Origin of the sequence: Microbacterium sp. RU1D (assembly GCF_900156435.1) — a bacterium.
GTDB lineage: Bacteria > Actinomycetota > Actinomycetes > Actinomycetales > Microbacteriaceae > Microbacterium.
Window position 1 is genome coordinate 1162793 of record NZ_FTPQ01000001.1, and the last position, 26667, is coordinate 1189459.

26 protein-coding genes are annotated in these 26667 nt (G+C 70.5%); 17 read left to right on the forward strand and 9 right to left on the reverse strand.

Annotated elements, in window-relative coordinates:
* Window positions 1-11: 11 nt before the first annotated feature.
* Genes tsaB through B0B15_RS05315 form a run of 4 tightly spaced genes read left to right on the forward strand, consistent with a single transcriptional unit; the run spans window position 12 to window position 2729 of the window.
* Window positions 12-644, forward strand: coding sequence for a tRNA (adenosine(37)-N6)-threonylcarbamoyltransferase complex dimerization subunit type 1 TsaB (gene tsaB, locus B0B15_RS05300; RefSeq protein WP_076673851.1), 633 nt, complete (start codon window positions 12-14; stop codon window positions 642-644).
* On the forward strand, window positions 644-1201 hold the full coding sequence (gene rimI, locus B0B15_RS05305) for a ribosomal protein S18-alanine N-acetyltransferase (protein ID WP_076673853.1): 558 nt from the start codon (window positions 644-646) through the stop codon (window positions 1199-1201). Before tsaB ends, rimI begins: the two co-directional genes overlap by 1 nt.
* The gene (tsaD, locus tag B0B15_RS05310; RefSeq protein ID WP_076675199.1) at window positions 1201-2283 is read left to right on the forward strand and encodes a tRNA (adenosine(37)-N6)-threonylcarbamoyltransferase complex transferase subunit TsaD; all 1083 of its coding nucleotides are present in this window, start codon (window positions 1201-1203) and stop codon (window positions 2281-2283) included. Before rimI ends, tsaD begins: the two co-directional genes overlap by 1 nt.
* Window positions 2280-2729 carry a hypothetical protein gene (locus tag B0B15_RS05315; protein WP_143016336.1) on the forward strand — a complete coding sequence of 150 codons (450 nt, stop codon included), beginning with the start codon at window positions 2280-2282 and terminating at the stop codon, window positions 2727-2729. Before tsaD ends, B0B15_RS05315 begins: the two co-directional genes overlap by 4 nt.
* A gap of 21 nt (window positions 2730-2750) precedes the next feature.
* Here B0B15_RS05315 and B0B15_RS05320 read toward each other — a convergent pair whose 3' ends face one another.
* Window positions 2751-3938 carry a THUMP-like domain-containing protein gene (locus B0B15_RS05320; protein ID WP_076673857.1) on the reverse strand — a complete coding sequence of 396 codons (1188 nt, stop codon included), beginning with the start codon at window positions 3936-3938 and terminating at the stop codon, window positions 2751-2753.
* A 133-nt stretch (window positions 3939-4071) separates the two neighbouring features.
* On the opposite strand from B0B15_RS05320, the gene groES reads away from it, so the two are divergent.
* The 3 genes from groES (at window position 4072) to B0B15_RS05335 (ending at window position 7052) form a co-directional block, all read left to right on the forward strand.
* Window positions 4072-4368 (forward strand): co-chaperone GroES, encoded by a 297-nt coding sequence (gene groES, locus B0B15_RS05325; RefSeq protein WP_013583903.1) that lies wholly within the window; start codon window positions 4072-4074, stop codon window positions 4366-4368.
* Window positions 4369-4522: 154 nt separating this feature from the next.
* The gene (gene rarD / locus B0B15_RS05330; protein ID WP_076673859.1) at window positions 4523-5464 is read left to right on the forward strand and encodes an EamA family transporter RarD; all 942 of its coding nucleotides are present in this window, start codon (window positions 4523-4525) and stop codon (window positions 5462-5464) included.
* 304 nt (window positions 5465-5768) lie between these two features.
* Window positions 5769-7052: an ABC transporter substrate-binding protein gene (locus tag B0B15_RS05335; protein WP_076673861.1), complete on the forward strand. Its 1284-nt coding sequence runs from the start codon at window positions 5769-5771 to the stop codon at window positions 7050-7052.
* Window positions 7053-7241: 189 nt separating this feature from the next.
* Here the strand turns inward: B0B15_RS05335 and B0B15_RS05340 are convergent, their stop codons facing one another.
* Genes B0B15_RS05340 through B0B15_RS05360 form a run of 5 tightly spaced genes read right to left on the reverse strand, consistent with a single transcriptional unit; the run spans window position 7242 to window position 12072 of the window.
* Entirely contained in the window at window positions 7242-8045 is an 804-nt protein-coding gene (locus tag B0B15_RS05340; RefSeq protein WP_076673863.1) for a hypothetical protein, read from the reverse strand.
* Window positions 8046-8083: 38 nt separating this feature from the next.
* Window positions 8084-8863 carry an ABC transporter ATP-binding protein gene (locus tag B0B15_RS05345; RefSeq protein ID WP_076673865.1) on the reverse strand — a complete coding sequence of 260 codons (780 nt, stop codon included), beginning with the start codon at window positions 8861-8863 and terminating at the stop codon, window positions 8084-8086.
* Entirely contained in the window at window positions 8863-9795 is a 933-nt protein-coding gene (locus B0B15_RS05350; protein WP_076673867.1) for an ABC transporter ATP-binding protein, read from the reverse strand. The genes B0B15_RS05345 and B0B15_RS05350 overlap by 1 nt, the downstream gene beginning before the upstream one ends.
* Window positions 9788-10768 (reverse strand): branched-chain amino acid ABC transporter permease, encoded by a 981-nt coding sequence (locus B0B15_RS05355; RefSeq protein WP_076673869.1) that lies wholly within the window; start codon window positions 10766-10768, stop codon window positions 9788-9790. Before B0B15_RS05355 ends, B0B15_RS05350 begins: the two co-directional genes overlap by 8 nt.
* An 11-nt stretch (window positions 10769-10779) precedes the next feature.
* A complete protein-coding gene (locus tag B0B15_RS05360) occupies window positions 10780-12072 on the reverse strand; it encodes a branched-chain amino acid ABC transporter permease (RefSeq protein WP_256334184.1) in 1293 nt (430 codons plus the stop codon).
* A gap of 310 nt (window positions 12073-12382) precedes the next feature.
* Here B0B15_RS05360 and guaB point away from each other — a divergent pair, with 310 nt between their 5' ends.
* The 7 genes from guaB (at window position 12383) to B0B15_RS05395 (ending at window position 20653) form a co-directional block, all read left to right on the forward strand.
* Window positions 12383-13885: an IMP dehydrogenase gene (guaB, locus tag B0B15_RS05365; RefSeq protein ID WP_076673873.1), complete on the forward strand. Its 1503-nt coding sequence runs from the start codon at window positions 12383-12385 to the stop codon at window positions 13883-13885.
* A 75-nt stretch (window positions 13886-13960) separates the two neighbouring features.
* Window positions 13961-14647 carry a TMEM175 family protein gene (locus B0B15_RS05370; RefSeq protein WP_076673875.1) on the forward strand — a complete coding sequence of 229 codons (687 nt, stop codon included), beginning with the start codon at window positions 13961-13963 and terminating at the stop codon, window positions 14645-14647.
* Window positions 14648-14662: 15 nt separating this feature from the next.
* Window positions 14663-15778, forward strand: a complete 1116-nt coding sequence (locus tag B0B15_RS05375; RefSeq protein WP_076673877.1) for a GuaB3 family IMP dehydrogenase-related protein — start codon at window positions 14663-14665, stop codon at window positions 15776-15778.
* A gap of 13 nt (window positions 15779-15791) precedes the next feature.
* Complete coding sequence (locus B0B15_RS05380) at window positions 15792-16676, forward strand: SURF1 family protein (RefSeq protein ID WP_083708876.1); 885 nt, start codon at window positions 15792-15794, stop codon at window positions 16674-16676.
* 10 nt (window positions 16677-16686) lie between these two features.
* Window positions 16687-17208, forward strand: a complete 522-nt coding sequence (locus tag B0B15_RS05385; RefSeq protein WP_076673879.1) for a DUF3817 domain-containing protein — start codon at window positions 16687-16689, stop codon at window positions 17206-17208.
* Window positions 17205-18785 (forward strand): glutamine-hydrolyzing GMP synthase, encoded by a 1581-nt coding sequence (gene guaA / locus B0B15_RS05390; protein WP_076673881.1) that lies wholly within the window; start codon window positions 17205-17207, stop codon window positions 18783-18785. The genes B0B15_RS05385 and guaA overlap by 4 nt, the downstream gene beginning before the upstream one ends.
* Window positions 18786-19285: 500 nt before the next feature.
* Window positions 19286-20653, forward strand: a complete 1368-nt coding sequence (locus tag B0B15_RS05395) for a glycosyltransferase (RefSeq protein ID WP_076673883.1) — start codon at window positions 19286-19288, stop codon at window positions 20651-20653.
* 2 nt (window positions 20654-20655) lie between these two features.
* On the opposite strand, the gene B0B15_RS05400 is transcribed toward B0B15_RS05395, so the two are convergent.
* Complete coding sequence (locus B0B15_RS05400; protein WP_076673885.1) at window positions 20656-21369, reverse strand: MBL fold metallo-hydrolase; 714 nt, start codon at window positions 21367-21369, stop codon at window positions 20656-20658.
* Window positions 21370-21439: 70 nt separating this feature from the next.
* Here B0B15_RS05400 and B0B15_RS05405 point away from each other — a divergent pair, with 70 nt between their 5' ends.
* On the forward strand, window positions 21440-21997 hold the full coding sequence (locus tag B0B15_RS05405) for a TetR/AcrR family transcriptional regulator (RefSeq protein WP_076673887.1): 558 nt from the start codon (window positions 21440-21442) through the stop codon (window positions 21995-21997).
* On the opposite strand, the gene ligD is transcribed toward B0B15_RS05405, so the two are convergent.
* Together ligD and B0B15_RS05415 are read right to left on the reverse strand one after the other, a co-directional pair.
* Window positions 21964-23193, reverse strand: a complete 1230-nt coding sequence (ligD, locus tag B0B15_RS05410) for a non-homologous end-joining DNA ligase (RefSeq protein WP_076673889.1) — start codon at window positions 23191-23193, stop codon at window positions 21964-21966. The two genes, B0B15_RS05405 and ligD, sit on opposite strands and share 34 nt — an antisense overlap.
* Before the next feature lie 361 nt (window positions 23194-23554).
* On the reverse strand, window positions 23555-24424 hold the full coding sequence (locus B0B15_RS05415) for a Bax inhibitor-1/YccA family protein (protein ID WP_076673891.1): 870 nt from the start codon (window positions 24422-24424) through the stop codon (window positions 23555-23557).
* A 142-nt stretch (window positions 24425-24566) separates the two neighbouring features.
* On the opposite strand from B0B15_RS05415, the gene B0B15_RS05420 reads away from it, so the two are divergent.
* Window positions 24567-25559, forward strand: coding sequence for a glycerophosphodiester phosphodiesterase family protein (locus B0B15_RS05420; RefSeq protein ID WP_091366331.1), 993 nt, complete (start codon window positions 24567-24569; stop codon window positions 25557-25559).
* A 149-nt stretch (window positions 25560-25708) separates the two neighbouring features.
* The gene (locus B0B15_RS05425; protein ID WP_076673895.1) at window positions 25709-26638 is read left to right on the forward strand and encodes an NAD(P)/FAD-dependent oxidoreductase; all 930 of its coding nucleotides are present in this window, start codon (window positions 25709-25711) and stop codon (window positions 26636-26638) included.
* Window positions 26639-26667: the final 29 nt, after the last annotated feature.

A 26667-nucleotide genomic window follows, 5' to 3' on the forward strand; every position in this document is an offset into this window, starting at 1 on the left:
ACCCTGGAACGGTGATCTTGGGCATCGACACCTCGCTCGGCACCGCCGTCGCGGCGATCGCGCGTGACGGCGAGGTGCTCGCCGACGAGCAGAGCGCCAACCCGCTCGGGCACGCCGAGGTCATCGGGGATCTGCTGCGCCGCGTCGCCGTCGCCGCTCCCGCCCCCACCCACGTCGCGGTCGGTATGGGCCCGGGACCCTTCACGGGGCTGCGCGTGGGCATCGCCACGGCCCGCGTGTACGCGCTGGGGCGCGGCGTCCCGACGGTGCCCGTCCCGAGTCACGACGGCATCGCCCTCGGCGTCCTGCTCGCCGACGCCCTCACGGGAACCGAGACGGGGCGTTTCGCCGTGGTCACCGACGCGCGACGGCGCGAGTTCGCCTTCAGCGTCTACGACGGACTCGACGACGACGGGCTGCCCGTGCGCCTCTCCGACGCCGCGCTCAGCCCCCGTGACGGCCTCGACGCCCGTCTCGACGAGGCCGGCGCGCGGCGGTACGACGCCTCGAGCGTCTCCGCCGCGATGATCGCGCTCGTCGCCGCGCGCGCGCTGGATGCCGGCCGCACGCTCGCCGGGGCGGAACCGCTCTACCTGCGCAGCCCCGACGTGGTCGCCGCCCACGCCCCGAAGCGGGTCAGCTGATGTCGACGCGCGCCGCCACGGGCGCCGACCTCGACGCGATCATGGACCTGGAGCGCACGTCGTTCCCCACGGATGCCTGGAGCGCCGCCATGATGCGCGAGGAGCTCGCGTCACCGCACGGCTTCTACGTCGTCGTCGAGGAGGCCGGGCGGCTCGTGGGCTACGCGGGTCTGCGCGCGGTGCGCGGGGCGCGGGATGCCGACATCCAGACCATCACGATCGGAGCGGCCGCGCGCGGCGGCGGCCGCGGGCGGGCCCTGCTGCGCACCCTGCTGGAGGAGGCCGTCCGGCGCGGCGTGCACGACGTCTTCCTCGAGGTGCGCGCCGACAACCCGGTGGCGCAGGCGCTGTACCTGTCCGAGGGGTTCGCCGAGGTCGGACGCCGGCCGCGGTACTACCAGCCCGACGACGTCGACGCGATTGTGATGCAGCTCGACCTGCGGGGGTGGGCCGCACGGCGCGCCGAGACCACCGGCATCGCGGCATCCGGTGCCGCGGCGTCGGACGCGTCAGCCGACCCCGCGACCTCGTCGCCCACCGGAAAGGGATGGTGCTGATGGACGCGCCCCTCGTGCTCGGCATCGAGACCAGCTGCGACGAGACCGGAATCGGCATCGTGCGCGGCCGCACGCTGTTGAGCAACACCATCGCCTCGAGCATGGACGAGCACTCGCGCTACGGCGGCGTGGTCCCCGAGGTCGCCGCGCGCGCCCACCTCGAAGCCTTACAGCCCTCAATCGACGCCGCGCTCGCCGAAGCGGGTGTGACCCTCGCCGATCTCGACGCGGTCGCCGTGACGAGCGGTCCCGGACTCGCCGGGGCCTTGATGGTCGGGGTGGGGGCTGCCAAGGGGCTCGCGGTCGCCCTCGACAAGCCGCTCTACGCCGTCAATCACCTCGTCGGTCACATCGCCGCCGACATCCTCGACGCCGAGGCCGGGGAGCTCGAATACCCCACGGTAGCGCTGCTGGTCAGCGGCGGCCACACCTCGCTGCTCCTGGTGCGCGATCTCACGAGCGACGTCGAGCTGCTCGGCGAGACGATGGATGACGCCGCGGGCGAGGCCTTCGACAAGGTCGCGCGTCTGCTGAAGCTGCCGTACCCCGGCGGCCCCGAGATCGATCGCGCCGCGGCGAGCGGCGACCCCACGGCGATCCGCTTCCCGCGGGGCCTCTCGCGCGCTTCCGACATGGCATCCCACCGCTACGACTTCTCGTTCTCGGGACTCAAGACCGCCGTCGCGCGGTGGGTCGAGCAGCACGAGGCCACGGGGGAGGCGGTTCCCGTCGCCGACGTCGCGGCCTCGTTCCGCGAAGCCGTCGTGGACGTCCTCGTCACCAAGGCCCTCGACGCCTGCGAGCGCTTCAGCGTGCCGCGACTCCTGCTGGGCGGCGGCGTGATTGCCAACAAGCGACTGCGCGACGTCGCGATCGAGCGCGCGGCGGCCGCGGGGGTCGCCGTGCGCATCCCGCCGCTGCGGCTGTGCACCGACAACGGCGCCATGATCGCCGCCCTCGCGGCCGAGCTCATCTCGTCGGGTCGGCGGCCGTCGACCCTCGCGTTCGGTGCCGATTCCACCCTGCCCGTGACCGAGATCCAGGTCGCCGAAGACCCGGATGCCGAGGCCCCGGCGCCATGACGGATCCGTCACCGCCCACGCGCAGGACGCGCCAGGAGGCACCCGAGCCCACCGCGGCGCCCGTCGACCCGCGTCGGCCGTGGATGGTGCCCGCGGGGGAGCGCCCCGAGGTCGCGGATGACGACCCCGAACGCCTCCCGACCGCGCAGCTCGAGATGGCGGCCTTCGGCGATCACCTCATCCCGTACGTTCCGCCCGCGCCGAAGCCCCCGCCGTCGCTGGCGCCCTGGGCGCTCGCGGTGGCGATCCTCGCGCTTGCCGCGGCGCTCATCACGGGGTGGCTCCTGCCCCTCGGTGTGGCCGGGGCGATCCTCACCGCGATCTCGTTGCGGCGCGCGCACGACAGTCGGCGGGTGGCCGGCTGGGCGCTGTCCCTGTCGCTGCTGGCCGTGGCCTTCAGCGCCGGGTGGCTCGTCTGGGGCTTCTCGCAGCTCGCCGTCGGCTGACCGACGTCGGGGCCTCGGGGGTCAGACGCGGTCCGCCAGCAGCGCCAGACGGCGGGAGCCGACCCGGGTGAGCAGGAGCGTCGCGGCTTCCTCGCCGCGCAGGGACAGCTTCTTGCGCAGGACCGCGGGGTCGACGTCGACGCCGCGCTTCTTGATCTCGAGCGTTCCGATCCCCCGCGCCCGCAGCGCCTGGCCGAGCTTCTTGGGATCGGCGGGGAGTTCTTCCCTCACGCGGAACGACTGCACGAAGGGGCTCGTCAGCGCGGCATCCGAGGTGAGGTAGGCGATGCCGGGCGACAGCATCCCCGCCTCGAGCGCACGGGCGACCTCGCCGATCAGCCGCGCCCGGATGACAGCGCCGTCGGGCTCGTGCACGAAGGCGCCCAGCTCCCGCTGCTCGGCGTCGGGGCTGTCGGCCGGAGCCGTCAGCTCCCACGCGTCGCCGCCGCGCACGACGAGGGCCGCGCGTCGCACGCCGTCGCGGGCGAGCGCTCCCGCCCACAGCACCAGTTCGATCGTCGAACCGTCGGCGCTGATCCACTGCGCCTCCACGTCGTCGGGGATCAGCGCGCGGTCGAATCCGGGCCCCAGCTTCACCCCGCCCGGCGTGCGCCGCAGCAGCTCGAACACCCACTCGAGCGAGGGTGACCACTCGCTGGATGCGACCTGGCGCGTCTCGGAGTGGCCCGCCGTGCGGCGCGCGGGATCGAGCCACACGGCATCCGTCCCCGTCAGGTCGACGTCTTCGGCGCGCGCGTGCGCGACCGTCGCGGTGTCGCCGAACGGCGCGAGGTTGTAGGCAGCAATGGCGGCGGTCACCTCGTCGGCGTCGACAGCGTGCACCCGGATGCCGAGCCCCGCCAGCCCGAGGGCGTCACCGCCGATGCCGCAGCCGAGGTCGGCCACGCTCGAGATGCCCGCCGCGCGGAAGCGTCCGGCGTGACGCGCGGCGATCGACAGGCGCGTGGCCTGCTCGAGCCCGGCGCGGGTGAAGAGCATGCGCTCGGCGAAGGCGCCGAACTTCGCAGTCGCGCGGACCCGGAGCCGGGCCTGGCCGACGACCGCCGACACGAGGTCGGGGGAGTGGCCCGCCGCCCGCAGCCGTGACACAGCGCGCGCGGCGTCGTCGGTGGATGCGATCGGGCCGACCTCGTCGAGCAGGCGCAGGCCGTCGGGCGTGAGCAGGGCGGTCAGCTCGGAGGTGTCCACCCGATCCAGCCTAGGTGGGTGATTGTGCTGGCACTCGCGTTGCATGAGTGCCAGCGCTTCTCTACACTCGAATTAGCACTCTCCCCGCGTGAGTGCTGACAAGTCTTCTGTAACGAGAAAGAAGAGGTAGACCGTGTCGGTTTCCATCAAGCCGCTCGAGGACCGCATCGTCATCAAGCAGGTCGAGGCTGAGCAGACCACCGCGAGTGGTCTGGTCATCCCCGACACCGCCAAGGAGAAGCCGCAGGAGGGCGAAGTCGTCGCCGTCGGCCCCGGCCGCATCGACGACAACGGCAACCGTGTCCCCCTCGACGTCGCCGTCGGCGACCGCGTGCTCTACAGCAAGTACGGCGGCACCGAGGTCAAGTTCGGCGCCGAGGAGTACCTCGTGCTCTCGGCTCGCGACGTCCTGGCGGTCGTCGTCCGCTGATCGCGTGACTCGATCGAAGGCCCCGGGTGCTCGGCATCCGGGGCCTTCGTCGTTCCCGCGAGGGTGAGAACGCGCACCGGTGCTCCTCGCTCGATGGCAGGAATGCGCGGACGGGCGACCGTCCGAGCGCCCGCGCCGCGCGTAGGCTGAGCCGGTGACCCCCGCTTCCTCCGCTCCGACCGGCGGGAGTACCCGCGGCGCGCTGTACGCGCTGGGCGCCTACCTCCTGTGGGGCTTCCTGCCCATCTACTTCCTCCAGCTGAAGCCGACCGGTCCCTTCGAGGTCGTCGCGTGGCGCATCATCCTCGCCTTCGTCTTCTGCCTGCTGCTGCTGACCGTGCTGCGCATGTGGCGTCCGTTCCTCGCCATCGTCCGGCAGCCGCGCCTCATGGGACTGACGGCCGTGGCGGGCGTCCTCATCTACGTCAACTGGCAGACCTACCTCTTCGGGGCGCTCACCGATCGCGTCATCGAGACGAGCCTGGGTTACTTCATCAACCCGATCGTGACGGTGCTGCTCGGTGTGATCGTGCTCCGCGAGCGTTTGCGGGTGCTGCCGTGGATCGCGGTGGGCATCGCGGCGGGGGCGGTCGTGGTGATCGTCGTCGGGTACGGCGCCTTCCCCTGGATCGCGCTGACTCTGGCGTTCTCGTTCGGCTTCTACGGACTGGTGAAGAAGCAGATCGGGCCAGCGGTGGATGCCGTCAGCGGGCTGACCCTCGAGTCGCTCTGGTTGCTGCCGGTCGCGGCGATCCAGCTGGTGTTCGTCGCGAACCTCTCCGGCATCACGCTCGGGACCGAGGGGGTGCTGCACACCGTCCTGCTCCTGCTCGCCGGCGCGGTCACGGCCGTGCCGCTGCTGCTGTTCGCGTCGGGCGCTCGCCGCGTGCCCCTCACCGTGATCGGTCTGCTGCAGTTCGTCGCACCGATCATCCAGTTCGTCATCGGCGTATGGGTGCTTCACGAGCCCATGACGTTCGAACGGTGGGTGGGGTTCGCCCTGGTGTGGGTCGCGCTGGTGATGCTGAGCGTCGACTCCGTCGTGGCCGCGCGGCGGCATCGGCGCGTGGTGCAAGACGTCGTCGAACCGGTCTGACACCCACCGTCGCGTCCTCCTTTCGGTCGACAGACAATGTCACCGACGGATGCCACGATGGGGACCTCGGGACCGCATTTCCTCGTCCACGCTGCTCGATCCGGCCGCTTTTTCGTTCCGGGTCCGGCGACTCCGGTTCTTTTCGGGTCGCCGTCAAGACGCGGGCTGAACCGTTATGCGGCCGTGACCGCTTCGACGCACATCGTTAACGAACGGCAACACGCGGAAAATGCGCCGCCGATTAGGTTTAGGACACCAGGTGGCCCATAGGGTCGCCCAACGTTCATTCACAGCAAGGAGCACTATGAACGTCATTTCGCGCACGCGCAGCGCCAAAATCCTCGGCGGCATCGCCCTGGTCGGCGCCAGCGCGCTCGTCCTCGCCGGATGCTCCGGTGGCGGCAACGATGCCGCTGCACCGAGTGCATCGTCGGGCGGTGGCGCCGTGTCCGAGGCCGACGGCACGTTCAGCGTCGGCACGATCCTGCCTGCCACGGGTAACCTCGCCTTCCTCGGCCCGCCCGAGGTCGCCGGTGTGAAGCTCGCCATCCAGGACATCGAGGCCACGGGAGACGCGTTCCCCTTCGACACCACCCTGACCGAGCGCGACTCGGGCGACACCACGACCGACATCGCCACCCAGTCGGCGACCGAGCTCGTCAGCGCCGGGGCCGACGTCGTCATCGGTGCGGCGTCGTCGGGCGTGTCGTTCACGTTCGTCGACCAGCTGGTCAACGCGGGCATCGTCCAGATCTCGCCGGCCAACACCTCGCCCGACTTCACCACGTACGCCGACGACGGGTACTACTGGCGCACCGCCCCCTCCGACGTGCTGCAGGGCCGCGTGCTCGGCAACCTGATGGTCGGAGACGGTGCCGCCAACGTGGGCATCATCTACATCAACGACCCGTACGGCACCGGCCTGAAGGACAACGCGACGACGGCCATCGAGGCCGCCGGCGGCGAGGTCTCGGTCGCCGTCCCCTACAACCCGGGTGACACGGTCTTCACGTCGCAGGTCGACCAGCTGCTGGCCGCCCAGCCCGACGCGATCGCCGTCATCGCCTTCGAGGAGACTTCCTCGATCATCCCGCAGCTGGTCAGCACGCAGGGTTACGCGGCGTCGAAGGTCTACTTCGTCGACGGCAACCTGTCGAACTCGTACGAGTTCCCGGCCGGCACGCTCGAGGGTGCGAAGGGCACGCTGCCCGGCAACCCCGCCGACACGGACTTCCAGTCGCGTCTCAAGGAAATCGACCCCGCGCTGACCGACTTCAGCTACGCGCCGGAGTCCTACGACGCGGTCATCGTCGCAGCCCTGGCCGCGGCGCAGGCGAAGGACGACTCGGGTACCGCGATCCGCGACAACATGCAGTCGGTCACCGAGGGCGGCGAGAAGTGCACGACCTTCGCCGACTGCCTCGCGCTGATCAACGACGGCACGGACATCGACTACGACGGTGTCTCCGGCCCGATCACGTTCGACGAGAACGGCGACCCGACCGAGGCCTACATCGGTATCTACCAGTACGGTGCCGACAACAAGTACACCCTGCTGAACACGGAGTTCGGTTCGCTCAACGAGTGACCTGACGCCACGCGAAGGGCCCGGATCTTCGGATCCGGGCCCTTTCGCATACCCCCGGCGGCAACGCCGGGCGATCGCGCCCCGGGACGGAAAGCCGTCGGGGCGGCTCGGTCGCTCAGCCCGCGCGCGTGCCGAGCGGTGGGACGATCGCGCCCCGGGGCGGACACCCGCCGAGGGCGCCTCGGTTGCTCAGCCCGCGGGGGTCAGACCGCACACCTGCGCGGTGAGCACGAGCAGCGCGTCGGCGACGTCCTTCGAGCGCTCGAGCGGGACGACGACCTCCCGTCCGTCGACGCGGGCGACGAGGTCGAAGAGCGTTCCGACCTTGTCTTCGGCGATGGCGTGCGCGTCGCAGCGCTGCGGCACCACGGCGACCTCGACGACGGACGGCGCATCGCCCGCGGCCACGCGCACGTCCAGCGGCGCCTCCGACCCGGCGGCGAAGCGCAGCAGTACCGTCCCGCGCAGGGCGACGAGGTCGGCCGTCCCCTCTCCGTTCCGGGCCGGCTCGACGGCCAGACGCAAGGTGATCGAGCGGTCGGGGGCTGCGACGGCCTCCGCGGCCGTGACCTGCACCACGGATGCCAGCTCCGCACGGTCGCACGCGGTCGCGCTCGCGCGCTGCAGCACGTCGAGGTCGTCGGAGAGGGGGACGGTTGTCCTCGCGCCGTCGGCCGTCAGCGTCGCCTCGGGCGCCTCCGGGGCGTCGGTGCAGCGGATGGCGGGGAGGAACACGGGGAGATCCACGGTGCGCCCCGGAGCGAGCGTCGTCGGCCTCCCGGCATCCCAGTCCGCGGAGCCGTCGAGGACGGGGGAGGAGAAGGATGCCGCGGTGATCGTCGTCGAAGCCGCCGAGGTGTTCGTCACGCGCAGCTGCACGCGGTCGACGGCGATGTCGCCGCGCTGCTGCACGAGGGCGACCTCGAGCGAGGGGGCGGTGGACGGCGACGGCTGTGGCGGGGAGGTCGAACATGCCGCGAGTGCGGCGCCCACCAGGGTGAGCGCCGCACTCGCGGTGTATCGGCGGCGGATCAGGCCTCGGGGCCCTTTCCGTCGCGCTTGGCGTCCTCGTCGGCGGCGAGGGTGCCCAGGTACAGCTCGATGACGCGGGGGTCGGTGAGCAGCTCGCGGCCCGTGCCCGTGTACGCGTCCTTGCCCTGGTCGAGCACGTAGGCGCGGTGGCAGATCTGCAGGCAGCGGCGGGCGTTCTGCTCGACCATGATGATCGTCACGCCGGCGCGGTTGATCTCCGCCACGCGCAGGAACGTCTCGTCCTGTCGCACGGGGGAGAGGCCGGCCGAGGGCTCGTCGAGCAGCAGGACCGAGGGGTCCATCATCAGGGCGCGGCCCATGGCCACCATCTGGCGCTCGCCGCCCGAGAGCGACCCCGCGCGCTGACGGCGCCGCTTGCCGAGCTCGGGGAACAGCCCCGTGACGAACTCGAACCGCTCGGCGAAGACCTTGGGGCGCTGGAAGAGCCCCATCTGCAGGTTCTCTTCGATCGACAGACTCGGGAACACGTTGTTGTTCTGCGGGACCATGCCGACGCCCTTGCCGACGAGCTTGTCGGCCTTCAGCGAGGTGATGTCCTCGCCGTTGAGCAGCACGGCGCCGCCGCGGATCTTCACCTGTCCGAAGATGGCTTTCAGCAGCGTCGACTTACCGGCGCCGTTGGGGCCGATGATGCCGATCAGGTCGCCCTGGTAGGCATCGACCGTGCAGCCGTTGAGAATGTTCACGCCCGGCAGGTAGCCGGCGACGAGGTCGTCGGTCCGCAGGACCGCGGTGCGCGTGGCGGTGGTGTCGGTCATCAGAGCTTTCCGTCTTTCTCGTCGGCGACCAGCTCCGCTTCCGCTTCCGCGGCGGCCTCGGCCTGGATGGTCTCGAGCTGCGACGTGGTCATGTCGCCCAGGTCGGTGTCGTGGTGGGCGCCGAGGTAGGCGTCGATCACGGCCTGGTCGCTCATGACCGTCTCCGGCGGCCCCTCGGCCACCACGCGACCCTCGGCCATGACGACGACCCAGTCGGAGATGTGACGGACCATGTGCATGTCGTGCTCGACGAAGAGAACGCTCATCCCCTCCTTCTTCAGGTCGAGGATGTGGCCGAGCAGGCTCTGCGTGAGGGCCGGGTTCACGCCGGCCATGGGCTCGTCGAGCATGACGAGCTTCGGGTCGCTCATGAGAGCCCGCGCCATCTCGAGGAGCTTGCGCTGGCCGCCCGACAGCGACGCGGCGAAGTCCTCACGCTTGGCATCCAGCTTGAACCGACGCAGCAGGTCGTCGGCGCGCTCGGTGTTGGCGGCCTCCTGCGACCGCCAGATGCCGGGGATGAGGGCGCGGAACAGGTTCTCGCCCTTCTGGCCGCGGGCGCCGAGCAGCATGTTCTGCAGCACGGTGAGTCGGCCAAGCGACTTCGTCAGCTGGAAGGTGCGCACCATCCCGCGGCGCGACACCTTGAACGCGGGAACGCTCGCGAGGTTCGAGCCCTCGAAGCTCCAGCGACCCGTGTTCGGCTTGTCGAAGCCGGTGAGGAGGTTGAACAGCGTCGTCTTGCCGGCGCCATTCGGGCCGATGAGGGCGGTGATCTGCCCACGCGGAATTTCGAGGTGGTCGACGTCGACGGCCTTGAGGCCGCCGAACTGGCGGGTGACGCCGTCGGCGACGACGATCGGGTCGACCTTCTCGCAGCCGGGTCGGACCTCTCCCTTGACGAGAGGATGGGTGACGGTCGTGTCAGACATTGAACGACAGCTCCTTCTTGTTGCCGAAGATGCCCTGTGGCCGGAAGATCACGAGGAGCATCAGTCCGATGCCGACGAGGATGAAGCGCACCTGGCCCGTCTGCGTGCTGGACATGAAGCCCAGGATGCCGACGTCGCGCAGCCCCACGATGATGCCGTTCGACAGCGACAGCAGCACCCAGAAGAGCATCGCGCCCACGATCGGGCCGAGGAGCGTCGCCGCCCCGCCGAGCAGGAGCGCGGTCCAGATGAAGAACGTCAGGGCCGTTCCGTAGTTACCGGGCTGCACGGCGCGGGGGAGGATGAACACCACGCCCGCGAGTCCGCCCATGACACCGCCGAGCACGAGCGCCTGCATCTTGTACGAGTAGACGTTCTTGCCGAGGCTGCGCACGGCATCCTCGTCTTCGCGGATGCCCTTGACCACGCGGCCCCACGGGCTGCGCATGAGCAGGAACACGAGGATCGTCGCGATGATGACCAGGCCCCAGCCGAACAGGCGAACCCACCAGTCGTTCGCGGAGTACGTCCACGGGCCGATGCCGTACGTGCCCGCGGGCAGCGGGTTGATCGCCTGGAACTCGCGGTTGTAGCCGTTCAGGCCCTGGGATCCACCGGTGACGCTGGTGAGACCCACGGTGGAGACCACGTACCGCACGATCTCGGCCGCGGCGATCGTCACGATCGCGAGATAGTCCGCGCGCAGACGAAGGGTCGGGATGCCGAGGATGAACGCGAACAGCACCGACGCGACGATCGCGACGAGGATCGCGAGCCACACCGGGGCCGAGAACGACAGCGTCGCGATGGCGAAGGCGTAGGCACCGACGGCCATGAAGCCCGCCTGACCGAAGTTGAGCAGCCCCGCGTAGCCGAAGTGCACGCTGAGGCCGATGGCGGCGAGGGCGTAGGCCGCGGTGGTCGGGCTGATGAGCTCGCCCGCAGCGTTGTTGAAGATCGAAAGCCAGTCCATGTCGTTCTTCCTCAGCCGATCCGCTCTTTACGACCGAGCACACCTTGCGGCCGGAACAGCAGCACGCCGATGAGCACGATCAGGGCCACCGCGTACCGCAGGTCGGGTGGGATGACGATGGTCGACAACTCCGTGATGATGCCGATGATGAGCGATCCGACGAGCGCACCGAAGGCGCTGCCGAGACCGCCGAGGGTCACCGCCGCGAACAGCAGCAGCAGGATCGCGAAGCCCATGTCCCACGTGACGCCGCGGTACAGGCCGTACAGTACGCCGGACAGGCCCGTGAGAGCGCCCGCGAGCACCCAGACGATCCGGATCACGCGGTCGACGTTGATGCCGGAGGCGGCCGCGAGCGAGGCGTTGTCGCTCACGGCGCGCGTCGCCTTGCCGATGCGCGTGCGGGTCAGGAAGTACGCCACGAGACCGAGCATGACGACGCTGATGCCCATGCTGATGATGGAGGTCAGGGTGACCGTGACCGGGCCGATCGTGACGGTGTCGGTGATGCCGGTGTCGATGTTGCGCGTGCCGCCGTCGAAGAAGTACAGGTACAGGTAACGCAGCACGATCGAGAGACCGATCGTCACGATGAGCACCTGCACGAGCCCGACGCCGCGTTTGCGCAGCGGTTTGAACAGCACGGCATCCTGGGTCCATCCGAGCGCCGCCGAGAGCGCCACCGTCAGGAGGATCGCGAGGAAGATGTTCCATCCCATCGCGGTGAAGACGTAGAAGATGATCGCGCCAAAGGTGAGCATCTCGCCGTGGGCGAAGTTGTTCACGCCGGTGGTGCCGAAGATCAGCGAGATGCCGATCGCGGCGAGGGCGAGCAGCAGGCCGAAGTTCAGGCCGTAGAAGAAGCGCGAGAACAGCGTGTCCCAGATCGAGCCCGACGCGGCCGTGCCCTCACCGGTGGGGAAGAGGACGTTGACCGTGTTGGTCGTCCCGATCGTCACGTCGCGCGTGACGTTGTCGGGGTCGCGCGGGGCGACGCCGTCGGGGAGCGTGTCGACCTGCAGCGTCGCGGTGTAGGCGCCGGGCCCGGGGACCGAGACGGCCCAGCGTCCGTCGGCTCCCGTGGTGCCGATCTCCGAGAAGCCGGAGCCCTCGACGCTGATCTCGACACCCTCGACCGGTTCGTCACCGGCGCGGATGATGCCGCCGATGGAGTACTGGGTGGCGACGTCGCCCGTTCCCGCCGAGGCGGAGGGGGTGGGGGCGGGCGTGGTCTGGGCGTTCGCGGGCGTCGCGAAGAACAGGCTCAGGACGGCGATCGTGCTCGCGAAGAGCGCGACGATCACAGCCAGTCGGGAAAGGGTGCGCGATCGTATCGCGGTGGGGGAGGAATGACCCACGGAGTCTCCAGTTCGGCAGCGCTGACGAAGTCGTCCCGTCAGCTTCGACGGTCGACGCTACGAGCGTAATGTGTCGACGGTGTTTCGCAGACCCAGTCGTTAGCGAACCGTGTCATCCGGCATGCGCGCAGCGGCCAGGCCGGCGGGAACAATTCCGGGCCCGCCGACGCTTTAGAATTCCAGGCGGAGCGCTTCCCGGGCGCACCGGCCGACGTCGTCCTTTTATCGAGCAGGCGCCGCGCGCGCAGGAGGATTCATGGAGCAGCACGACCCCTTCGGATTCATCGGACTGACCTACGACGACGTCCTGCTCCTGCCGGGGCACACCGACGTCATCCCGAGCGAGGCCGACACGTCGTCGCGGCTGACCCGCCGCATCACGGTGGCCACTCCTCTTCTCTCCAGCGCGATGGACACCGTCACTGAGGCGCGCATGGCGATCGCGATCGCCCGCCAGGGCGGCATCGGCATCGTGCACCGCAACCTCTCGATCGAGGACCAGGCCGGCATCGTCGACCAGGTCAAGCGCAGCGAGTCGGGCATGGTCTCGAACCCCATCACCACGAACCCGGATGCCACGGTGGCCGAGGTCGACGCGATGTGCGCGCAGTACCGCATCTCGGGTCTGCCCGTCGTCGACCCCGATGGCGTGCTCGTGGGCATCATCACCAACCGCGACATGCGCTTCGTCTCGGGCTTCGAGCGTCAGACCACCAAGGTCAAGGACGTCATGACGAAGGACGGCCTCATCACCGGGCACGTCGGCATCCACGCCAACGACGTCATCGCCACCTTCGCCAAGCACCGCGTCGAGAAGCTCCCCCTCGTCGACGAGAACGGCAAGCTCGCCGGTCTCATCACCATCAAGGACTTCGACAAGAGCGAGAAGTACCCCCTCGCCACCAAGGACGACCACGGCCGCCTCCGCGTGGGCGCGGCCATCGGCTTCTTCGGAGACGCCTGGCAGCGGGCCGAGGCCCTGCGCGACGCGGGCGTCGACGTGCTGGTCGTCGACACGGCCAACGGCCAGTCGGCCGGAGTCATCGACATCGTCCGCCGGCTCAAGGCCGACGCCTCGTTCGACCACATCGACGTTATCGGCGGCAACGTCGCGACCCGGGAGGGCGCTCAGGCCCTCATCGACGCGGGCGTGGATGCCGTGAAGGTCGGCGTCGGGCCGGGCTCGATCTGCACCACCCGCGTGGTCGCCGGCGTCGGCGTGCCCCAGGTCACCGCGATCTACGAGGCCGCGAAGGCCGCGATCCCCGCGGGTGTCCCCGTGATCGCCGACGGTGGTCTGCAGTACTCGGGCGACATCGCCAAGGCGCTCGTCGCCGGCGCCGACACCGTCATGCTCGGCTCGCTCCTCGCGGGCACCGACGAGTCGCCGGGCGAGATCGTCTTCCAGGGCGGCAAGCAGTTCAAGCAGTACCGCGGCATGGGGTCGCTGGGTGCGCTGCAGACGCGCGGCAAGAAGACGTCGTACTCGAAGGACCGCTACTTCCAGGCCGACGTCCCCAGCGACGACAAGCTCATCCCCGAGGGCATCGAGGGCCAGGTCCCCTACCGCGGGCCCGTGTCGGCGGTCGCATACCAGCTCATCGGCGGCCTGCGTCAGTCGATGTTCTACGTCGGCGCGCGCACCGTCGAGGAGCTCAAGGCCAAGGGCAGGTTCGTCCGCATCACGTCGGCGGGTCTGAAGGAATCGCACCCGCACGACGTGCAGATCGTCGTCGAGGCGCCGAACTACAAGAAGTAACGCGCTCTCACGAAGGGCCGGGCAGACGACTGCCCGGCCCTTCGTCGTCTCCGGTGGCGCAGCTACGCTGAGCGCATGATCCGGCGCAGGAGTCACCCGGAGTCGTCGGTCTCGACACGGCGCACCGAGGCGTTCACCGACGGCGTCTTCGCTATCGCGGCGACGCTGCTGGTGCTCGGGCTGACGGATCAGTCGCTCGGGACGGTGCGCACCGATGACGATCTGGTCGCGGGTCTCCTGCAGCTGGCGCATCCCCTCTTCTCCTTCGTCATCAGCTTCCTTATCCTGTGCGTGATGTGGATGACGCATGTGCGCCAGTTCGAGTGGATCGTCCGCATCGACGACGCGGGCATGTGGATCAACAACGTCCGCCTGCTGCTGATCGTGCTGGTGCCGTTCACGTCATCCCTCGACACGACGTACAGCGACTTCCTTCTGGGGCGTGTTCTGCTGCCTGTCAACTTCTTCCTGGCGATCGTGCTCGGCTGGCTGCAATGGGTGCGGGCGGTGCGATCCGGGGCCGTCACCGACCTCTCGGCCGACGACGCCCACCGTCTGGGGCGGGCCAGCGTCAGTGCGGTGATCATCAGCGGCGCGGCGATGCTGCTCAGTCCGTGGCTCGGTTCGATCGGCTTCGTGCTGTTCGCCCTCGACGGCCCCCTCACGCGGCTCCTGCGGGGAGCCGATGCGCCGTCGTCGACGCCTGTGGCCGCTTCTCGTGACGGTGGAGGATCCGACGGGGATGTCGGAGGGCGCGGGTAGGCTGGTCGGGTGACCATGGAGATCGACCTCGGCCGCGCCAAGCGCGCCCGCCGCGCCTACACCTTCGACGACATCGCCGTCGTACCGTCGCGGCGCACGCGTAACCCCGAAGACGTATCGACCGCGTGGACCATCGATGCGTTCCCGTTCGAGATCCCCGTGCTCGGCGCGCCGATGGACTCCGTGGTCAGCCCGCGCACGGCCATCGAGCTCGGTCGCCTCGGCGGCCTCGGCGTGCTCGACCTCGAGGGTCTGTGGACGCGCTACGACGATCCCGAGCCGCTCCTGGCCGAGATCGCGACGCTCCCCGAGGCCGACGCCACGCGCCGGATGCAGCAGCTCTACTCGGAGCCGATCAAGCCCGAGCTCGTGCGAGACCGCCTGGCCGAGGTGCGCGCCGCCGGCGTCACCGTGGCCGGCGCCCTCACCCCGCAGCGCACGCACGACCTCTACGAGACCGTCGTCGCCGCCGGTGTCGACCTCTTCGTCATCCGGGGCACCACGGTCTCGGCCGAGCACGTCTCGAGCGTCGCCGAGCCGCTGAACCTCAAGAAGTTCATCTACGACCTCGACGTTCCCGTGATCGTCGGAGGAGCGGCCACCTACACCGCCGCGCTGCACCTCATGCGCACCGGTGCCGCCGGTGTGCTCGTCGGCTTCGGCGGGGGAGCGGCGTCCACCACGCGCGCGACCCTCGGCCTGCACGCGCCGATGGCCACGGCCGTCGCCGACGTCGCGGGCGCCCGTCGCGACTACCTCGACGAGTCGGGCGGACGTTACGTCCACGTCATCGCGGATGGCGGCGTGGGCACCTCCGGCGACATCGTGAAGGCCCTCGCCATGGGCGCGGATGCCGTCATGCTCGGCGTCGCGCTCGCACGGGCGACCGATGCGCCCGGTCGGGGCTTCCACTGGGGTCCCGAGGCGCACCACGCCAAGCTGCCGCGCGGACGCCGGGTCGCGGTCGACCGCGTGGGTCCGCTCGAGCAGATCCTCTACGGGCCGGCGCCCGTCGCCGACGGCACGGCCAACCTCATCGGCGCGCTCAAGAAGTCGATGGCCACCACCGGGTACTCCGACCTCAAGGAGTTCCAGCGCGTCGAGGTCGTCGTCGCCCCCTACGGGCACTGACACCGGAGACCGCATGACGTCCACCCCCGCGACGGCTTCCGCCCCGCCCCAGGTCTTCCCGCCCACGCTGCGGGAGGTCATGCTGCGGCCGCGGTGGATCGCGCTGCTGGCGTTCTCCCTCGTGATCGCCGGGGCGCTCGCGTGGCTCGGACAGTGGCAGCTCGGGCGGGCCGTCGACACCTCGCCGCCTGAGCCGGGGCAGACCGAGCTCGTCCGCCCACTCGCCGATGTCGTTCAGCCCGGCGACTACCTGCCCGAGCCGCTCGTCGGTCAGCGGGTCGACGTGAGCGGTACGTGGGTGGCATCCGACTTCATCGTCGTGTCGTCGCGCTACAACGATGACGTCGAGGGGTACTGGGTGACGGGCCAGCTCCGCGTCGCGGGCACGGCAGAGCCGACCTCGATCGCCGTGGCGACCGGCTGGACCAGCGATCGAGACCAGGCGGACGCGGCAGCCGCGCGACTGCAGGCCGACGCGGAGGCCGACCCCACCGCCGTCGTCGAGGTGACCGGGCGCCTCATCTCCGACGAGGGCCCGTCCGTGCCGCCCGCCGGCGCCGACCCGCAGACGTTGGTGAAGATGTCGCCCGCGATGCTGCTCGGGCGCTGGCACGACACCGACGATCTCGACGTGTACCGGCAGTACGTCGCCTCGCAGACGGCGATCGGCCCGCTCGACGCGATCGCCTCGCCCGCACCCGACGAACGCTCCCGCGTCAACTGGCTCAACATCTTCTACGCCGCCGAATGGGCGATCTTCGCCGGCTTCGCGCTGTACCTCTGGTACCGGCTCGCGCGCGACGCGTGGGAGAAGGAGGTCGAAGACCTCGAGGACGAACAGTTCGAGACCGAGCAGCCCGGGCCGCTCGCGGCGGAAGCCGCGGAATCCCGCGACTAGACTGGCATCCATGCCCCGCGCCCCGAAGCTCGCCTCATTCCCGGCGATCCGCGGAGCCCTGAAGTTCTACCAGATCTGCTCGATCATCACCGGTATCGGCCTGCTGCTGCTGGTCGCTGAGATGATCCTGAAGTACACGCCCATTCACGTGGAGCTGTTCCTCGGCGGATCCGGGGGCTTCCTGTGGTTCGCGGATGCCGTTCCCGGCCCCGACTGCCAGTGGTTCTCGCTCTTCGTACCCGGCGGCAGCGGCTGCGAGATCCTCTCCACGGGTGACGGTGTGAACGTGTCGCTCGCGATCCTCGTCGCCCACGGCTGGTTCTACGTCGTCTACCTCATTTCGTGCTTCCGCGTCTGGAGTCTGATGCGGTGGCCGTTCCGTCGGTTCGTCTTCCTCGCCCTCGGTGGCGTGGTGCCGTTCCTCTCCTTCATCCTCGAGGTGCGCACCGCCCGCGGCGTGCGCGCCTACCTCGCCGAGCGCGAGGCCGCCCAGGCCTCGGCTCCCGTCTCCGCCCCGGAGGGCACCCGGTGACCGAACAGACCGAAACGTCCCAGCGTCCCGTCCTCGTCGTCGACTTCGGCGCCCAGTACGCGCAGCTCATCGCCCGGCGCGTCCGCGAGGCCGGCGTCTACAGCGAGATCGTGCCGCACACCGCCTCGGCGGAAGAGATCGCGGCCAAGAATCCCGTGGGCATCATCCTGTCGGGTGGGCCGTCGTCGGTCTACGAAGACGGCGCGCCGAGTCTCGACACCGACGTGTTCGACCTCGACGTGCCCACGCTGGGCATCTGCTACGGCTTCCAGGTCATGGCGAAGGCGCTCGGCGGCGAGGTGGCGAACACCGGACTCCGCGAGTACGGAGCGACCGACGCCACCGTCGTCACCGAGGGGACGCTGCTGCAGGGCCAGCCCTCGGAGCAGAACGTCTGGATGAGCCACGGCGACCAGGTCTCGCGCGCGCCCGAGGGCTTCGAGGTGCTCGCCCGCACCGCGCACACGCCCGTCGCCGCCTTCGCGAACGACACCCGCCGCATGTACGGCGTGCAGTGGCATCCCGAGGTCAAGCACTCCGACCACGGACAGAACGTGCTCGAGAACTTCCTGCACAAGGCGGCGGGTCTGCCCGCCGACTGGAACAGCGGCAACGTCATCGCCGAGCAGGTCGAGCGCATCCGTCAGCAGGTCGGCACCGGCCGCGTCATCTCGGCCCTCTCGGGCGGCGTCGACTCCGCCGTGTCGACCGCCCTCGTGCACGAGGCCGTCGGCGACCAGCTGATCGCCGTCTTCGTCGACCACGGCCTCCTCCGCAAGGGTGAGCGCGAGCAGGTCGAGAACGACTACGTCGCCTCCACCGGCGTGAAGCTCATCACCGTCGACGCGCGTGAGACGTTCCTGAACGCCCTCGCCGGCGTCAGCGACCCGGAGCAGAAGCGCAAGATCATCGGCCGTGAGTTCATCCGCGCCTTCGAGAAGGTGCAGGCCGATCTCGTCGCCGAAGCCAAGGCCGAGGGCGAGCAGGTGCGCTTCCTCGTGCAGGGCACGCTGTACCCCGACGTCGTCGAGTCCGGCGGAGGCGCCGGCACGGCCAACATCAAGAGCCACCACAACGTCGGGGGTCTGCCCGAAGACCTGCAGTTCGAGCTGGTCGAGCCGCTGCGCACCCTCTTCAAGGACGAGGTGCGCGCGATCGGCCGCGAGCTCGGCCTGCCCGAAGCCATCGTCGGTCGCCAGCCGTTTCCGGGGCCCGGTCTCGGCATCCGCATCGTGGGCGAGGTCACCGCTGACCGTCTCGAGATCCTGCGTGAGGCCGACGCCATCGCGCGCGCCGAACTGACGAAGGCCGGTCTCGACAACGAGATCTGGCAGTGCCCCGTCGTGCTGCTCGCCGACGTGCGCTCGGTGGGCGTGCAGGGCGACGGCCGCACCTACGGTCACCCCATCGTGCTGCGGCCCGTGTCGTCGGAGGATGCGATGACCGCCGACTGGACGCGTCTGCCCTACGACGTGCTGTCGAAGATCTCGAACCGCATCACCAACGAGGTGAAGGACGTCAACCGCGTGGTGCTCGACGTGACGTCGAAGCCGCCGGGGACGATCGAGTGGGAGTGAGCTTCGGCTGACTCCTGACCCCGCAACGGCGCCGTCGTCCGGCTCCGGGGTGTCATCTTCGCGTCGAGAGCGGGGCCCCTACCCCGATCGACTCGAAGACGATACCCCTCCACCGGACGGCGGCGTCGTTGCTCTGTCCTCAGCGTGGGGGTGTGGAGTGGGGCCCCTTCTCCGATCGACCCGGAGACGGTGCCCCTTCGCCTCGCGTTCGCGGCGGCGTGCGCGCTCCGCCGACCCGGCCGGGAGGTATGGGTCGAGAGCGGGTCTCCTTCCCCGATCGACCCGAAGACGACCCCCTCCACCGGGCGGCGGCGTCGCTGCTCTGCCGTCCGCCGATGGGGGTACAGCGCGCCTGCGGCGCGCGGGGGTTGGGGCGTGATTCTCTCGTGGGGGCATGATTTCCGCGCCCCGAACGACGGATCGCGTCCCACACCCGGGGCGTGGGCGCGCGGGGAGTGCGGGCAGCGGGACCGCCGTCGCTCGTGGGGGAGGATGGGGGCGTGAGTGACGCTGAGTTCCCCGATGCCTGGTACCTCATCCTCTCGAGCAGGCTCATCCCCGACCTCGACGGCGGGTACACCATCTCCACGCTCGCGCGGGCTCGGCAGATGGCGGATGCCGGGGCGACACCGCTCCTGCTGACCGTCGACCCGGGCGACGCCGACGCCCACGCCGCGCATCGACGGACTTTCGTCGAGCGGGGGGCCGCAGCGGCATCCGGTGTCTTCCGCAACCTCTTCGATGAGGCCGTCGCGCCGGACGGGGGAGCGGCGCCGTGGCTGCGCGGGGCGGTGCACGAGGGGCGGCCCGACCCGGCCCTCGAGTACCGTGACGTCGCCGGCGGCGCGGTCTCGCTGCCGAACGTCATGGACCCCGACTGGCACCTGTCGGCGGCGCCCATCGTGGTGAGGGATGCCGCGGGCGAACCCGTGGGCGTGATCGACGGGTTCGGAGCGCTCTACCGTGCGTGGCTCGCGCACGTCGCGACGCAGCTGCGGGAGGAGGAACGGCGTCCCGTCGTGATCATCTGCGAATCGCGACAGCTCGGGGAGCTCATCGTGGGATGGGGCGACGACGACGTGCGGATCCTGCACACCGTGCACACGATCCACCTCGACGCCCCGTACCGTCCCGATTCGGCGCTGAACGCGCTCTGGACGCGCTGGTTCGAGATCGCGCCACGCTTCGATGCCGTGCTGTGGCCGACGGCGCAGCAGCGCGACGACGTGCGCGAACGCTTCGGCGGCTCGGCGAACGATCTCGTCGCTCCGCACGCCGTCCGTGGCCCCGCGGAAGTCGTCCCCGCGGGGGATCGCGACGCGGGTCGCGTCGTGGTGCTCGGGCGTCTGGCTCCCGGCAAGCGTCTTCCGGCGGCCGTGCGGGCGTTCGCGCGCGTCGTCACCGAGGTACCCGCGGCGCGACTGGAGCTGTGGGGTGCCGGCGCCCAGCGGGACGAACTCGAGACCCTCGTCGCCGAGCTCGGGCTGGCGGATGCCGTGATCCTTCCGGGGCTCACGAACGACGCCGGCGCCGTTCTCGATCGCGCTGCGGCCTACCTCACCACCTCGGCCTTCGAAGGACAGGGACTCGCGCTCGCCGAAGCCCTGGCGCACGGGACTCCCGTGGTGGCCTACGACATCCGCTACGGCCCGCGCGACATGCTGGCCGCGGGGGGCGGCATCCTGGTCCCGGACGGCGACGAGGACGCGCTCGTCTCCGCCCTCGTACGCGTGCTGACGGACGCCGAGACGCGGGAGCGACTGTCGTCCCAAGCGGTGCACGCGGCGGCCACCCTCAGCCCCGTGCGCGCGATGCGGACGTTGGCCGCCGCGTGTAGCGACGCGCTGGCGCGGCCGCGCCGCCGCTGAGCTCAGGCGCGCGCGGCCCCTCGGACGGCGCGCACGGCGGCCGCGGGAGAGCCGTGGAACGCCGGGCCGTGCCCGGGGAGCACCCAATCGGCATCCAGGTGTTCGATGTGTGAGAGGGACGCCACGGCCTCGGCGGGATCGTCGGTGAACGGTGCGGGGCCCGGGCCGGTACGGCCGGTGAGGACGTGACGGGTGGTCAGCGCGTCGCCGACGAACACCGCGCGGGCCGCGGGCGAGAACACCGCGACACTCCCGGCGGAGTGGCCGGGCATGCCGATCACGCGTGGCTCCCCGGGCAGGTCGAGCGTGTCGCCGTCGGCGACCTCACGCACCTGGGTCAGCCACTGCGGTCGCATCCCCTTGCGGATGCCGAAGGCGGCGAAGCGCAGGAGGGGCCCGAAGCGCATCGGGCCGGCCGGGGTCTGCGGCTTGTCGCCGCCTTGCGCGCGGTCGGCGTCGGCGGAGTGGATGTAGACGGGGATGCCGTGGTCGCGGCGCAGCCGCTCCGCGAAGCCGATATGGTCGCTGTCGCCGTGGGTGAGCACCACGCCGCGTATGTCGTCGATCGGTCGGCGAATGGCATCCAGTTCTCGGCGGAGGTCGGCGTACATGCCGGGGAGGCCGGCGTCGATGAGGGTGATGCCCTCCGGCTCGACGATGAGGTACGCGGCGACGATGTCGTTACCGATGCGGTGGAGTGCGGGGCCGAGTTGCATGGGGATCTCCTCGTCGATGGCTATGAACGTTAGCCATGATAGCTTATGTGCATAGCCATAGGGAGGGGTCATGCCGACGCCGGAGAGAACATCGACCGAACGGATCGTCCGCGCGGCCGTCCGCCTGCTCGAGGACGGCGGGCCCGCTGCGGTCACGATGCAGGCCGTCGCGAACGCGGTAGGGGTCAAGGCGCCCTCGCTCTACAAGCGCGTCCGCGACCGCGATGCCCTGCTGCGGCTGGTGGGGGAGGAGGCCGCCGACGACCTCACCCGGCGACTCGAGGCGGCATCCGGTCGACTGGATGATGCCCTCCTCGCGTTCCGGGACTTCGGCCGCGAGCGGCCCGAGGCGTTCCGCCTGCTGTTCACGAACCTGGTGGATGCCGACCGGCTCGCTGCCACGAGTGCGCCCGTGCTGCGCGCGACCGAGGCCGCCGTCGGGCCGGCCCACGCCCTCGACGCGGCGCGCCTGCTCACGGCGTGGGCGACGGGCTTCGTCACGATGGAGCTCGCCGGGGCCTTCCGTCTCGGCGGCGATCTCGACGAGGCCTACCGCTACGGGATCAGCCACCTGATGGGCACCCTGCAGACCGCTCAGGAGCCGGAGCGGCCGGCCCAGGGGTCGTAGTCGGCGATCAGATCCTCCTGCGCCGGGCGGTCGGCATCCGGAATGTGCTGCAGGTTCACGCGCACGCGGTACCAGAGCGAGCTCGAGCCGCGCATGCCGTCGACCATCACGTCGGCGGGGTGCAGTTCGGCGGCCGCGTCGGGGTGCCGGGTCTTCCACGTCTCGAGCGCGTCGAGGGCCTCGGGCTTGGTCTTGGTGCGGGCGACCTCGATGAGGGGCATCGTCGACGTGCGGCGGCCCGAGCCGTCGGAGCCGCGCGGGGGCTTGTCGGCGGGACCGAGCTGCTTCGCCAGGGCGAGGAGGGCGTCCAGGGATCCGTCGCTGTCGTCGATCCCGGCGTGGGGGTCGCCGATCGTCCGGAAACGCTCGGGCACCGTGAGCACCGTGAACTCCTCCGGGCGGCGCGAGCGCACCTCGTCCCAGGTCAGGGGCGTCGAGACGCGCGCGTCGGGCAGGGCGCGGATCGAGTACGCCGAGGCGACCGTGCGGTCCTTCGCGTTCTGGTTGAAGTCGACGAAGACGCTCTCGCCGCGCTCCTCCTTCCACCACCGGGCGGTCGCCAGCCCCGGGGCGCGGTTCTCGACCTCGCGGGCCAGCGTCTCGGCGGCGACCCGCACGTCGGCGTACTCCCACTCGGGTCGGATCCGCACGAGGATGTGCAGTCCGCGCGACCCCGAGGTCTTCGGCCACCCGGTGAGGCCGTGGTCGGTCAGCACGTCCCGCGCGATGAACGCCACGTCGACGATCTGCGACCAGTCCACGCCCGGCATGGGGTCGAGATCGACACGGAGCTCATCGGGGTGGTCGAGATCCTCCGCCCGCACGGGGTGGGGGTTGAGGTCGAGGCAGCCGAGGTTGACGACCCACGCGAGGCCCGCGGCATCGCGGATGACGGTCTCCTCGGCGGACGTGCCGGAGGCGTAGTGCAGCGTCGCGGTGTCGATGTAGTCGGGGTGCTTCTCGGGTACGCGCTTCTGGAAGAACGGCTCCTGGTCGAGGCCCTTCGAGAAGCGTTTCAAGACCATCGGGCGGCCGCCCGCCCCGCGTAGGGCACCGTCGGCGACGGAGAGGTAGTACCGCACGAGGTCGAGCTTGGTGAGTCCGGGTTCGGGGAAGACGACGCGGTCGGGGCTGGTCACGCGTACCTCGTGACCGTCGACGTCCAGGATCTCGGCGGGAGTCTTCGCGGGGCTCATGCCGGGAGGCTAGCCCCGCGGCATCCGGAGCCGGCACCCCTTGCGCAAGGGACGGGGTGGGTGCGGAACGCCGACCGGGGGCGAGTGTCCAAGACACCCGGGCGACTGTCTGAGGCGTCCGGGTGTCTTGGACATTTGGGACGCGTGACGACGTGCGGCTCGCCGGCTGCGGTGCGAGCGACGACGGGGGCCCATGAAATATCGAGCGTCCAGGAAACCCGGACGGCTTCTCGAGGCGTCCGGGTGTTTTGGACACTCGATCGAGGCGGAAGAGAGCGGGGACGACGAAGGGCCGCCCCGAACGGGACGGCCCTTCGTGCGTCGACGCGGTGCGTCGACGCGGTGCGTCAGACGCGGTGCGTCAGTTGTTGCCGCGGACGATCGCGATCATGCGCAGGATTTCGACGTACAGCCACACGACGGTGACCATGATGCCGAAGGCGCCGACCCAGCCGTAGACACGGGGAGCGCCGTTGCGGACGCCGCGCTGGATCTGGTCGAAGTCGAGCACCAGCGAGTACGCGGCCATGATGACCACGAGGACGCCGAGGATCAGGCCGATCGGGATGCCGGCGATGGTGGCGCTGCGCAGGCCGAACGCCATGCCCTCGGGCAGGACGCCGAAGAGCATGAGACCGACGTTGAGCAGGCTGAAGACCAGGTAGCCGACCATGGCGATGAGGAAGATCTTCGTCGCGCGCTTCGACGCGCGGATCTTGCCACTGGCGAACAGGGCGAGGGTGACGCCGACAACCGCGAGCGTCGCAAGAGTCGCCTGAACGACGATGCCCGGGAGCTGGAACTCGAAGAAGGCCGAGATACCGCCGATGAACAGACCCTCGAACGCCGCGTAGGCGACGAAAACCGGCACCGACGGCTTCTTCTTGAAGGTCGCGACCATCGCGAGCACGAAGCCGACGAGACCGCCTACGACCATCGGCAGCACGTTCGGCGAGGGGTTGGTGGCGGTGACGCCGCTCATCGTCCAGATCCAGCCGACGACGGCGGTCACGACGAGGATGCCGAACAGGGCCAGCGTCTTCATCACCGTGTCTTCGACGGTCATGCGGCCGGTGTCGACGGCGCTCGCCGACGGGGCGGCGTACGCGCCTTCGATCGAGGCGGCGGCGGCGGGATCGACGGCCGGGGGCGGGCTGTAGCGCGTCTGGGCGCCACCGGCTCGAGGGTCCTGGAACGCCGGGTTGTTGAATGCCGGGTTGTTGAGGGCCACGGGAACTCACACTCCAAAGATGGTGATCACAGCACCGTGCTGTCACACAACACTAGCCGAGGGGCCCGCGAGAATCCCTGTGCTGACTGGGATTCTGCTTTGAGCGGACGTCCTGTTCACCCGCGCTCGCTACCGTGACGAGGTGCCTGTCGTCATCGGTCATCGCGGTGCCCCCGGGTACCTCCCCGAGCACTCCCGCTCGTCCTACCTCCGTGCGATCGCAGCGGGGGTGGATGCCGTCGAACCCGACGTCGTGCCCTCGAAGGACGGCGTGCTCGTCGTGCGGCACGAGAACGAGATCTCCACGACGACCGACGTCTCGAGCCGGCCCGAGTTCACCGACCGCCGCACGTCGAAGACCGTCGATGGGGAGCGCCTGACGGGGTGGTTCACCGAGGACTTCACCTGGCCGGAGCTGCAGACCCTGCGCTGCCGCGAACGGATCCCGGCGATCCGGCCCCTGAGCGCCGCGCACGACGACGCCGAGCCCGTGCTGCGCCTGCGCGACGTGCTCGACGTCGCGCGCCAGGGTGGCGTCGGGGTGGTCCTCGAGATCAAGCACGCCGCGGCCTTCGCCCGCCTCGGGTTCGACATGGCTGAGCTCGCGGTGTCCGAGCTGCGCGAGAGTGGCTGGGCGGATGCCGTGGATGCGCTCGTCATCGAGTCGTTCGAGCCTCTCGTGCTCGCGCGGCTGCGGGATCTCGGCATCCGGGTTCCGCTCGTGCAGCTGATCGAGGCCGACGGGGCGCCGTGGGACCTGCGTGAGCGCGACGGCTCCGACGCGGCGACCTATGCGTCGATGCTCACCACGCAGGGCATGGACGCGCTCGCCGACGAGGTCGAGGGGATCAGCCCCGACAAGCGGCTGATCCTCGCCCCCGACCAGTGGGGGCGCGGGCAAGGACCGGCGGCGTTCGTCGGCGCGGCGCAGGAGCGCGGGCTGCGCGTGTTCACCTGGACCTGTCGTCCCGAGAACGCCTTCCTCCTCCCGGCGTACCGCCGCGGTGGAGGGAGGGCCGCGTTCGGCGACTACCGCGGCGAGTGGAGCGTGCTGAGCGAGGCGGGGCTGGACGGGGTGTTCGTCGATCATCCCGATCTGGGGGTGGAGTTCTTCGGCGCCGTGCAGAAGTCCTGACTCCGCGGCGCCGTCGGGAGGGACCCTCCTGTCCCGCCGCGTTCGGGCTCCGTTCCTCAGGGGTGCCGCGCCCAGGCGTCGTCCGGAGCCCGCGAGGTGCGGTGCGCAACCCCGCCGGCCCGCTGACTCGTGCGAGCGAGGATGACGTCATGACGGTGGACGTGACGGTGGTCGGCGGCGGTCTCTCGGGTCTCGCGTGCGCGCGGGCGGTTCAGGATGCCGGTCGGACGGTGCGCGTGCTCGACCGCGGTCGCCGCGTGGGCGGGCGCCTGTCCAGCCGCACGATCGACGGGCGTGCAGCGGACCTCGGCGCCTCGTACTTCGTCGTCGGCGAGGCGGAGGGCTTCGCCCACGTCGTGGCCGACTGGGAGGAGCGCGAGCTCGCGCGCCCCTGGACCGACACGTTCCAGGTGATCCAGCCCGACGGCTCGCACACCCCGAAGCCCGGACCGATGCGGTGGGCCGCCCCGCTCGGACTGCGCTCCCTCGCGCTCGACCTGGCCGAAGGGCTCGACGTCGAATCCGAGCGCGTGGTGGAGCGCGTCGAGCCCTTCCGCGTCGACGGCGACGAGGCCGGCGAGGCGGTGCTGGCCATGCCCGCACCGCAGGCCGCGCGTCTGACGGGCGAGGCCCCCGGTGGCGAGCACGAGTGGGAGCCCGTGATCGCCGTGGTGCTGCGGTGGGACGAACGGCGGTGGGATGCCGACCTGCACGGCGCCTTCGCCGCCGACGACGCCGACGTGTCGTTCCTCGCCGACGACGGCGACCGGCGCGGCGACGGCGCCCCCGTGCTGGTGGTGCACACGACGGCCGAGCGCGCACACCGCCACCTCGACGACCCCGACGCCGCGATCGCACCCGTCGTGGCCGCGACCAAGCGGTTGCTGCGCCTCGACGACGACCCGGTCGCCATGTACGCGCACCGGTGGACTTTCGCGCGCCCCGCCGAGACGACGGGGCGGCCGTTCTTCCGCTCGCCGGGCCTGTCGGCCTGCGGCGACGCCTGGGGCGAGAGCGCGGCGGTGCGCACCGCGTGGACCTCGGGCGATGCCCTGGGCCGCGCGCTCGCGGCATCCTGATTGGCGATCGGAGCAGCCGGAAGCGCGGC